The following is an 11369-nucleotide window of genomic DNA, read 5'->3' as shown; positions in this document are numbered from 1 at the left end:
CTAAAGATAGTACCTCTTTGCTACTAACTCAGGCTCACTACCCAAAGAGTTTCTTATACTAATTATCTTTCAAGGAAGAATTAACATGGTATAATGAGGTAAGCAATAAAGTTAGAAATGGCATGTCAGGTTATCAATATGTTTATCCAGCAGAAACGTCTTGTCGGCTGGAAAGTTTGTTAAAATCAGCACCAGATCTCATAGCCTTTCGTAAGATCCAGTGTATTTATTTACGTGCTAAGTTTTCATATTTACCCAAGCAGATTTCTGAAATTACTGGCTTAAGTATTAGCCGAGTTAGGCAAATTCATACTGCTTATCATCAGCAAGGAGAATCTGCACTAAAAGAAACTACAAGAGGTGGTAGGAATCACTGTTATATGGACGAATCTAGTGAAAGTAGAATACTGGAATCTTTTAATCATAAAGCAACTCAAGGGGAAATTGTAGTAGTAGGAGAAATACATAAAAAATATGAAGAAGTTTTGCAGAGGAAAGTAACTAAATCGGCCATTTATAAACTTTTACACCGTCATTCTTGGCGTAAAGTTTTTCCTCGCCCTCATCATCCTAACCAAAATAAAGATGAGATGGAAGCTTTTAAAAAAACTTTAGCTCAGTGGTTGCCATCGCCCATGAAAAATCCCAATTGAAGGGACTTAAACTACAAGTAATGTTTCAGGATGAGTCTCGTTTTGGACGTATAAATGATATTCAAAGATGTTGAAGTTATAAAGGCAACAGACCTGCTGTTGCCAAACAAATTATACGAGAATATAGTTATATTTATGGAGCATTTAGTCCAATGACTGGAACATCAGATATGCTTATTTTACCATCTATGACAGTAGAATGTATGAATATTTTCTTACAAGAATTATCGTTGAGACATCCAGATAAGTTTATTTTACTGATATGTGATGGGGCGTCAAATCATCGTCAAACTTCTATCAAAATACCAGAAAATATAATGATTCAGTATCTTCCTCCTCTTTCTCCTCAACTAAATCCTTCTGAAAACATGTGGGAAGAAATAAAAGAAAAATTCTTTTATAATAAACTATTCCATTCAATGGAAGATTTACTCAATAGAATGGCGGATGCTATATTACAATATGAAGCAAGTCCTCAAATTGTAAAATCTATCACTAGTTGGAATTGGATTATTAATCCTATTAATTCTATCTTGAAAGATAATTAGTATTACCTACTAAAAGTTTTGTCCCTACGTATATTATTTGGCAATGGGTCATATTCTCTTTCTTTGTTCTACTGTCAGTATTGTTTTTATTCATAAGGCTATTTACAATTAATGTACTGATGATTCTTATTGATCCTTACTTCCATCCATTTATCGCTCTACTCTTCTACCTAAGCCACTATGGAGTTTTTGCTGTCTATATGAGACTTGTCAAACAAAATAAGCTTGAAGTTTACGAATGAGGTTATAGCAGTTACTGACTTAAATTCCGATAGGCGCACTTGGGCAAAGTTGGCATACCAACTTTGCGTGCGCTCAGATTATTCGGCTTTTGTAATTGCTATTACCCAAAAACTTAAACTCAAGCAAGCTTATAACGGTAATGGCAATATATCATTGTAGTAAATCAGAAGTACAAAGAAGCAAAGGACAAAATGCAGTTGCAGCAAGCAGCTATATTTCAAGAAGTAAATTGCAGCTTGTTACAACTGATAGTAGCACAGGAGAACAACTCACTATTAGCTATAATCTTAGCAGCAGAAAAGGACTTAGCCATAGCATAATTCTAGCCCCAGATGATGCTCCAGCTTGGGTTTATAATAGACAAGAATTATGGAATAAAGCAGAGAGTAGTGAGACACGAAAAAATGCTGAGACAGCACGAAAATTAACTATAGCGCTGCCAAAAGAATTAACTCTACAGCAGAATATTGAACTTATCGAGGACTTTGCTTTTGAGTGTCTAGTAAGTCACGGCATGATAGCAGATATAAACATTCATTATGATAATGAAGATAATCCCCATGTCCATATTCAGATGACTACCAGAAGATTACTGCGTTCACTAGAAAATGGCGAAGTAACTTTTGGGGCAAAAGGCCGCAGCTGGGGAAGAAGAGAGTTTTTATATTATTACCGTGAAAATGTTGCCAATTTTATCAACTTGCATTTAGAAAAACATGGGTCTTTAGATAGGGTATCGCATTTATCACATAAAGCAAGGGGAATTGATTTAATACCAACTATCCATGAGGGAGCAGCCTGGTATATCAAAGACTCTAAGCTGAAATTAATAAATGCCCAAATACTCCAAGAAAATGTGGCAAAGATCAGAGCAACTCCAGAGTTGGTATTTGATAAATTATCAATTAATAAACCAGTTTTTACTAAGGAAGAAATAGCTATAGCCTTGTCTGATGTACTATCTGTAGATTTGAAGATAGGGCCAGCAGCAAAACAAGCAGCAGCACAAGTAGATGATAGTTTTGATCAACAAAAACTGCAGCAAGATTTACGAGAGTTAAGTAAGCAATTAGTAACAGAAAATGTTCAGGAAGATAAGGAGGTGTCTGGCGATAATATAGTAGCAGATACTCATCTATTGCGCCAAAAATACTCGTATGAATTTATGCTGCTCTTTCGTCAGTTGTTGGCATCCGATAAGATTAGTTTAGTACATCCTAGTGATTTAAAAGGTCGTACTTATATATGCATTAACCAAAAGGATAAAGTTAGAGCAGAGATTTGTGGGAATAGTCGAAGAATTACAGCACCGGGGGCAACATAATCTCTCTATTGATGAGAGTGCAATAGATAAGCTTTCTATAAGGGAGAAATTAATTGCCAGTGCTGTGAAAGTTGGTATTGCTGTGCAGGAAGTGGTAAACGACAAGTTAGGATTAAAGTACGAGCTAATTGCTAGACAATCTGAGCCTTTAACCAAGAAGCAACGCAAAGCAGTAATGGAGATTTTGAATGGCAAGGATATTAGCGTATTAGAGGGGTATCCGGGATCGGGCAAGACATTTGTCATGCGGGAGATCGTGCGTCAATATAGAAAAGCGGGTTACAGGGTAATAGGAACATCCCCAAGTAGTAGTGCGGCGCAAGTTTTAGCAAGTGCTACGGGTATCCAGTCAAAGAATATAGCGCTGTGGCGTAAAGATTGGCAAGAAGCTAAGGGCCAAAAGTTTGAGTTGGCTTTGCGCTCTGATTATTATACGGAAGGAGAGTATCAACATCAAGAGAGAGTAGAAAGTAGTTTTAGTCAGTATTGCAATAATATAGGAATTGATGACAGTACTGAATTAAATAATAAAACAATCCTGATTATAGATGAAGCAAGCATGATTGAGCTAGCAAGTATGGATTATTTGCTAACAGAAGTATCAAGATTTGGCGCCAAAGCGATAATAGTAGGTGATAATAATCAGTTTGCGGCTGTTGGTATGACTGGTGCTTTCAGGAAGGTATGCGTTATGTCTTGCGTTAGTAGGTTGACTGAAGTGATGAGACATAAGCACCCGGACTTGCAAGTTAGAAAGATGCAAAGGGAAGCTACCAAGCTAATGGGTCTATATAAGATGAACGAAGCATTAAAGATTTTTCAGCAGCTTGGAGCATTTAATATTCATGATAATGAGCTAGCTACTAAAGATGCATTAGTGGCAGATTATATTAGTGAATATGTAGTACAAGCCAGTCACTTAAACCGAGATGATTTAGCCTCAATTAGGTCGGTAGTAATAGGTGCCTATACTAATGTAGCGGTAAATTATTTCAATATAGAAGTTAGGGAAAAACTAAAACAAGCTGGTATTTTAAAGGGTCTAGGTGCCAACTTTAAATCTGGAGCAGAGAGGGTTGAGTTGCTACGAGGTGAACAGATAGTATTTACCAGTAATAAGGCGGAATATAAAGGATTTAATGAAGTATTAAATGGTGAGGTAGCAACAGTCATAGATTTTAATGAGCCAGATAAATTTGGCCATGGCATAGTGAAGTTATTAGTGCATAAAGCAGATGGCAGTAAGAAAATAATCAAGATTGATACAGCTAACTCTAAATATCCGGTTAGATTTAAACATGGTTATGCAGTAACTGGTTATAAGTTGCAAGGTGAGACAGTAGATTATATGAAAGTATATTATGAGTCTGTCATTGGTTATGAGGCCTTTAATGTGTTGATGAGTAGGTACAAATATGAGGTAAAGCTATATTCAGCTAAAGATGTATTAGAAGATATTGTTTATAAGAGGCTGGAAGAAGATGTAGCTACAGTACGATCACAATTTACTATAGAAGCATATAGGAAATTGAATAAGCTAAAGGTAGAGGTACCTAGCTGGTATATTGGTTTAAGCTTGGGGGTTAGCAAGCGAGTTGATAATAATTTAGCCCTTAATTACCGTCAGCTTGATAAATTAAGCCCTAATGAGCAAGTCATTAAGAGTTATTTAGAAGCTAGACGAGTAGTACTTGATTTACGCGGTAAAATACAAGAATGGCAGGAGCATCAAGAGACTCCTATTAAACTTACTAGATTATACGCAGCTGTAAGCAAAAGGGCTAATGTCAAGATGAAGAATGCCAGGGAAATTACTATAGACCCTTATGGGTTAATATTAGAATTCTTGCATCAGCTAAATACAGCCCGGAAATTGTTAGGAGAATCTGCTACTGAAGAGGAAATTAGAGCTTATGTTAGATCAGCATCAGTTGTAAAAACTACCAAAGCAGAGCTTACCAACACCTTCGCTTCTACCTCTATTAATGATAGAACATTATGGTCAGAATTATCAAGAACAGAGCAGAACCAGTATATTTTGCCACATCTCTTAGAAGATGATCTGCAGCAGTTGGAGAATATATATGAGCAATTAGAAGAATCAAAGGAGACCCTTAAGAAACATGCATTAGTTATTTGTAATAATTATCATGGCAGTAGTAGTAGCGGAGGTGCAGAAGAAGCTAATAATAAAGATTATGTCACTATGGGTGATAGAATCATCCAGCTTAATTTAAATTATCAGACGATCCTAAGACATGCTGGCTATTCTACTGATAAGTATTTTTTTAAGAATATTAATCAAGGAGCCACCCTAGTGGCTAGTAGCTGTTGGGGAGAAATAATGAAGATTTGTCATGGTTTACATTCTAGAAAGCATGATAAGATAGATGCCTTAAATATTTTTACCACTAATTTAGCAGCCCTAAATGAATTTATTAGTGAGACAAAGCAGTTATTAATAGAGAAAACAGCACTATTACAAGCCACTAAGGTAGAACAACAACAGATAAAAAAAGAACTCACAGAAATAACGAATTATCGGGAGAAATTATTTCCTGAATTCATAAGTCGTATCTATAAAACTCCTGTATCACAAATACTGGAGAAATGGCAAGATTTATTAGAAGAAGGTAAGCATGAGCAATTGGCAGATGCTATCTCAAAACTTAAGCACAACCCCAAATTACTTGGTGATTTAAAAGGTGTTGGCTTTGGTAAAATGTTTGCTATTAACCAAAGTAGGAAAGATGCAATTAGCAATTTAGCGGTGATAGCTAGAAGGTTTAAAGATTATGAGCAAGGAGCAGTAAAGGTACAAGAATTGCAAAATACACTGCTAGCCAGAAATTATGAGAGTGTACTTGCTAATTTATCAGCAGAAATAGTCCTATTAACGGAGAGCTTGCCTAATAAATATGAACAGAGCTTTTTGGCTCAGGTGAGTCTCTTACAACAGGAGAGTAAACTCACTATAGAGAATTTGGCAATTATAATAAAAGAGGATGAGCTGCAAGGCCTTATTTATGAATATTATAACTATATTAATGATGCAGAACTAGCTAGATCAGTGTCGTCAGCTAACATTGAAGCTGAAGATCAAAAAAACACCAATACAGTAAAAATAGAGGAATCAAGTACCAGAGAAGGTAAATTTATAGACAGAACTAACAAATATAGAGGAAATTATAGTACTAATACAACTAAAAATAAGAGATTAGACTTTAACGAAGTAAGTAGCCAATTAACTGAATATAATTATCGATGCATTTTTGAACACTATGCTCGAAGGATCAATAGTGACGGCAAAAGTTTTAAAAGAAGCGGCGCTGAGATTAGTCTTGGCAGTTTAAGTATGAATTTAAGAAAAGGAGTATGGATTCGTCATAGTACTGGAGAAGGAGGTAATATATTTTCTTTTGTACAGCAAGCTCTTAACTGCGGTAAATTAGAAGCCTTAGAACAAGTAGCCTTGATGGCTGGTATTAGTGCTAAAGGTAATGATTATCACGCAAATAATTATCATAATGACAATTATCAAAATAATGTGCCACAACTTAAGATTGTGGGACAAGAAAATACGCAAGCTGGGGCTATTATCAATGAATGGTGTACGCAACCTTATGTTCCTGCGTCTGCAGTTAAATTTGATCCGAATGTTCATTTAGCCTGGCTGCTTAAAAGTAACATTATTGACGGTATCTATTATTACAGAAATAAGGAGAAGCAACTAATAGGTTTAACGGTTAGGTTGGTCAGTACTCAAGATGGTAGTAAGCAGGTACTACCAGTTAGCTACTGCAAAAATGAATCATTACATAAAGAAGCCTGGCGATTAAAGGGTTTTAGTGATAATGGTTATAAACCAATTTATCATCTAGAGAAGTTAGCAGATGACAGCAGAACTATATTAATAGTAGAAGGTGAGAAGACTTGTGATAAGGCACAAGAATTGCTACCAGATTATCTGGTACTATCATGGCTGGGTGGCAGTAATGGATCCGCTAAAGCAAATTGGCAACAATTACGAGGTAGAGAAGTAGTAATTTGGCCTGATCATGATGAGGCAGGTGTCAAAGCAGCTAGAACCATAGGACAGATGATTAATGAGGCTAATGGCTATATTGGCCTTGTAGCTATCATTGATCCAAGTAGGTTAGAGTTTTACGGTACTATCCATGAAAGCATCTTACCAGAGAAATGGGATCTAGCTGATAAGTTGCCAGAAGGTTTAAATACAGAGAATCTCAAAGAGGCAATTATTCATTGTCAGCAGCAAAATAGTTCACTATCTTATAGTCAGTCTATAGCTGCAAGCTTAAAGCAGTTACTGACACAACCCCAGATACTTGCGATAGGAGAGCGAATATTCTGGCAAGCCAGAACCATTGGAGCTTTACTGCAAGTAGAACAAATACGTCAAGAAGTGGCAGCAGAAGTCAGCTGGCAAGAGAAGCTGAGTTCACCGGAAGCTAAGTATTATATGAAATATGCAGAAAACACAGGAAAGGGTGGGAGTCCACATGAGTTTTTAAGGCTACAAGATAGCTTATACCGAGATACACTAGTTGCTATAGCCGTAAGTAGCAGAATTAAAGATAAGGAATCTCTAGGATTGCCAGGATTAATACGAGAATTGCAAGGAGAATATGAATAAAAACAAAGAGCTTTTAGCCATATTAGTACTTATTGCAATTTTGGTGATGATGAGCATTATCAATCTCATGTCAAAAGTTTAGAAGGGTGCGGTAGTGACCTGGTAGAGCTATACCAAATTATAGTCAGGGATGTAAGCTTATTACATCAAGAACAGTTAAGCATAAGAGGAGGTAGAATAATTAAGGTCCAGCAGAAAGCCATTCAGCAGGAAATATATAGACAAATTACCACTTATAAAGTAAGGCAAATTAAAGGTCAAGCAAGTAGTAAGTTAGATTATGATGATAAAGTAAAAATAGCTAGCAAAATCTATGACAAACTGTGTAGTCACAAATGGTGGCAAAGTTTGGCAGTAAAAGACTTAAACCATTTGCACAAACTACAGCAAGAAATGCAAGAGAAGACTCTATACTTGCAAGAACAAGCGACGCAACAGGTTAATAATCTTAAGAAGGCTGATACCATCAATAAATTACAGGCACAGATCCAAGAGGTTATTGCCGGCTTGAGAGTTACTACTCTATCACTTACACGTACCAATATCAGCAAACTGCAAGAAAAAGCTTGCCTATATGGGGTTAGTAGAATAAATGAACAAAAAGTATCTAATTTAACTGATCGTCAAATAAAAGCTCTAGTAGCCCGCAGTTTATTTGAAATAAAATACGAAAAAGAGATTAATGATATATTACAAGGAATTTGGTATACTGACAATGATAATAGGCCAATGCCAGTAGCACATAAAATTAAATGCCTAGTAGATGCTAGTAGAATTACCAAAATGGCTGGCTACGTTATTGAAAAAATGATGATTGATAATTCAGAACAAGATTTACAGTTGCAGAAATTAGCCGGGCAAATTATCATAGATGCTATACAAAAATATCAAACAAGAAAGGAAACAATCAAGTTAACACTGACAACTGATATAGTGCAGAAATTAGCAGGCCATAGCAAGAAGATCCAGCATAGTATAGCAGAGCAGTTAGTTGATCATATATGGCAATCGGGTTCTGAGCAAATAGCAGATGAACAATTGGCGCTAATGAACAAGTCAGCCATAGTAGAACAGCAATTAATACCTCTTATAAGGCAACAATTTAGGGAAGAGCTACTAGAATCTTCCCCCAACTTACCAACTAATGAGCAGTACTTAAGCAAAAATATAGAGGCTAGCATAGATTTTGCTGTTAGTAAAATACGTAATAGTATCTATAGCATTGCCAGTAGCACTAGTGATCCTACATCTCCAATATTGTCAGATGGCCATCAAGACATACAAGAATTAAATCCTGTAAGCCATAAAGAGTATAATAAAATCATCAAACAAACAATGAATTACTTTAATCAAGCGCAAGAAGAACTGCGGGTAGAACAAAATATCCAACAAGATAAACTACAGCAACAATTGCAGAAAAATCATAGTATGTTTCTGAAATTATAAGTTTTATCATTAATTTTATATGTACTATCATAAACTTTAATGTATGTGATAACTTTCTTTTTAGCTTAAAAATAAATATCATATATACGTAATAATTTTATACCTTATTGTTTATATACGGGTATATGGATACAGCAACTAAAATCTTCTATGTTTCTTAGGTGTTAATTTATAACACCTAAATCTTACAACCAAATATTTGTACCTTGACTGATGTGAATTATACAGTTAATATAATCTTTAGGTGTTAATTTATAACACCTAAAGGATGTATTATGTTTATAGAATATTTAGATAATTTACGATCACTTGGAAAACGTTATTTTACTTTTAAACAGGCAATTCAAGATCTAAAAGTATCAATAAATAGCGTAAAATCTGGTTTATATCGCATGAAGAATAAGAAGAAACTTATCACTCCAGCCAAAGGGCTTTATGTTATCTTACCCCCAGAACATCAATTGCAAGGCTCTATCCCAGCTGAAGAACTAGTGCCTATCCTAATGACATATTTGCAGGCAGATTACTACGTTTCCCTTCTCTCTGCAGCTATATTCTATGGTGCAGCTCATCAAAAGCCAGCACGTTTCCAAATTATCACTAACAAACTGATTAAGCATCCTCTTGAATTTGGGCAAGTAACATTGGAAGTGATCTATAAGAAGTCTTTAGCAAATTTACCCATACAAGGTTTTACTGTTGCAACTGGCTACCTTAAGGTGGCAAGTCCAGAATTGATCGCTTTAGATCTGCTGCACTATCCAAGTAGAGCTGCTGGCCTAAATCATATTGCCACTGTCTTAACTGAGCTTGTTAATGCAATTGATGTTGATAACCTTATAGAGCTTGCAAAGCAAATCGGAGAAAAGGCTTGGCTACAGAGGCTTGGATTTATTTTAGAAAAAATTGACTATATGAATGAAGAAAAAGTTTTACTGCTTATAGACAAGCTGCAGGAATATTTAAATGGAAAAATGACAGTATTCGTACCACTTGTCTCGGAAATTCGCAAAAATGGATTTCCACGCATAAAGAAATGGCGAATTATTGAAAATACTAATTTTGAAAGTGATTTATGATTCCAGAAAGTTTCATTGAAAATTGGCGTGTAAATGGCAAATGGCAAACACTGAGTATGGTTGAACAGGATTTGGTAATCAGTAGGGCTCTAATTTGTCTATATAATAATCCACAAATTAAAGATAGTTTAGTGTTTCGAGGTGGTACTGCTCTAAATAAACTCTTCATTAAACCGCCAGTACGATACAGTGAGGATATTGATTTCGTGCAAAAAAGGCCAGAACCTATTGGTTTGACTATTGATGCAATTCGTCAATCATTAAAGCCATGGCTTGGTGACCCAAAGTGGAAAATCACTGAACGTAGCGTAAAACTTGTCTACCAATATAAAGCAATTAGCGGGTTACCAGCAAAGTTAAAAATCGAGATCAATACAACAGAACATTTTCAGGTCCTTCCTTTAAGGCATGAATCATTTTCTATTGAATCTCAGTGGTTTAATGGTGTTTGCGAAATCGTTACTTATGAACTGGCAGAGTTGGTTGCTACAAAACTACGTGCCCTATATCAAAGACGGAAAGGCCGTGACCTTTTTGATTTGTGGTATATTTTTAAGTGTAAACTAGTAGAAGCTAATCAAGTCATTCATATCTTTCAAAAATATTGTGCTAATGATAGTATCCTGATTTCTAAAGAATTATTTCAAAAAAATATGGAACTAAAAAGGTTAAACAAAGATTTTCAAGTTGATATGAATGTCTTGCTTCCACCCCAAGTATATTGGAATTTTGATGAGGCTTTTGAATTCGTCCAGACTCGCATTCTTAGTCAAATCCCATGAAATATGGTTAATAGTTACCCACTCTGCACTGCAAGTGCAGAGCTTAATATTACGGCATAAATGCCTAATGTATGTACTAACTTAAAAGTTAGAAATTATTTGTGTGTAACTCATTAAGAAGATGTAAAGACAAAGAAATAATTATATCTGTTAATCTATAAGATTACGTTAAATTATGTCTTTATATCTTTTAGGTACGTTATATAAAATTATGTTGAAACGACGCACTGCAAGTGCGGGATTTTTCTCCCAAAGTGGGACAAATAAATTCTAATTCATAATGGAAAACACAGGCTTGAATTATCCCTGAGATATCATTATTTTGGTTACTCAATAACTAACCAGCTGAAGCTGGTTAGTTATTGAGTAAATCGGTTATTTATTTTATGCTTAAGGTATTCCCTTCAATTGCAAGCGAAAAGCGGATAGTTTTAATCCGGTTATTTTTTCTCAAAGTTATAGGGGAGGTACATAAAGCTTAGCGCCGAGTAAAACACCTAATTCATGAGCAATATTTTGTAATAATTTTATTAGTTATTTGAAAAAGAGGTTTATTACTCATAAGATGATAGTATCATATAATAGTATCAATGTCTAAGAAAACTTACACATTGATATTTGACTTTGCCATATGTAG

7 protein-coding genes and 2 pseudogenes are annotated in these 11369 nt (G+C 35.2%); 8 read left to right on the top strand and 1 reads right to left on the bottom strand.

All coding sequences use genetic code 11. The features are described 5' to 3' along the window. Positions 1-122: 122 nt before the first annotated feature. The 8 genes and pseudogenes from ACFELV_RS01970 to ACFELV_RS01935 all read left to right on the top strand — a co-directional run bounded on the left by ACFELV_RS01970 (position 123) and on the right by ACFELV_RS01935 (position 10732). Positions 123-653, top strand: a complete 531-nt coding sequence (locus ACFELV_RS01970) for a helix-turn-helix domain-containing protein (RefSeq protein WP_375326526.1) — start codon at positions 123-125, stop codon at positions 651-653. 92 nt (positions 654-745) lie between these two features. Next, positions 746-1201: pseudogene (locus ACFELV_RS01965) on the top strand (transposase); the annotation flags it as partial. Between the two features lie 207 nt (positions 1202-1408). After that, a complete protein-coding gene (locus ACFELV_RS01960) occupies positions 1409-1603 on the top strand; it encodes a hypothetical protein (RefSeq protein ID WP_375326525.1) in 195 nt (64 codons plus the stop codon). Continuing rightward, positions 1584-2768: a MobA/MobL family protein gene (locus tag ACFELV_RS01955; RefSeq protein WP_375326524.1), complete on the top strand. Its 1185-nt coding sequence runs from the start codon at positions 1584-1586 to the stop codon at positions 2766-2768. The genes ACFELV_RS01960 and ACFELV_RS01955 overlap by 20 nt, the downstream gene beginning before the upstream one ends. Further along, entirely contained in the window at positions 2728-7425 is a 4698-nt protein-coding gene (locus tag ACFELV_RS01950; RefSeq protein ID WP_375326523.1) for an AAA family ATPase, read from the top strand. Before ACFELV_RS01955 ends, ACFELV_RS01950 begins: the two co-directional genes overlap by 41 nt. A 393-nt stretch (positions 7426-7818) precedes the next feature. Next, positions 7819-8871 (top strand): hypothetical protein, encoded by a 1053-nt coding sequence (locus tag ACFELV_RS01945; RefSeq protein WP_375326522.1) that lies wholly within the window; start codon positions 7819-7821, stop codon positions 8869-8871. 275 nt (positions 8872-9146) lie between these two features. Next, on the top strand, positions 9147-9950 hold the full coding sequence (locus ACFELV_RS01940; protein WP_375326521.1) for a type IV toxin-antitoxin system AbiEi family antitoxin: 804 nt from the start codon (positions 9147-9149) through the stop codon (positions 9948-9950). Continuing rightward, a complete protein-coding gene (locus ACFELV_RS01935; protein WP_375326520.1) occupies positions 9947-10732 on the top strand; it encodes a nucleotidyl transferase AbiEii/AbiGii toxin family protein in 786 nt (261 codons plus the stop codon). The genes ACFELV_RS01940 and ACFELV_RS01935 overlap by 4 nt, the downstream gene beginning before the upstream one ends. Before the next feature lie 382 nt (positions 10733-11114). On the opposite strand, the pseudogene ACFELV_RS01930 reads toward ACFELV_RS01935, so the two are convergent. Then, a pseudogene (locus tag ACFELV_RS01930) lies at positions 11115-11294 on the bottom strand (Fic family protein); the annotation flags it as partial. Between the last annotated feature and the right edge of the window lie 75 nt (positions 11295-11369).

This window comes from Candidatus Tisiphia endosymbiont of Nemotelus uliginosus (assembly GCF_964264835.1).
Taxonomy (GTDB): domain Bacteria; phylum Pseudomonadota; class Alphaproteobacteria; order Rickettsiales; family Rickettsiaceae; genus Tisiphia.
Note: the sequence above shows the minus strand (reverse complement) of the source record. Positions and strands in the feature narration are given on the sequence as shown.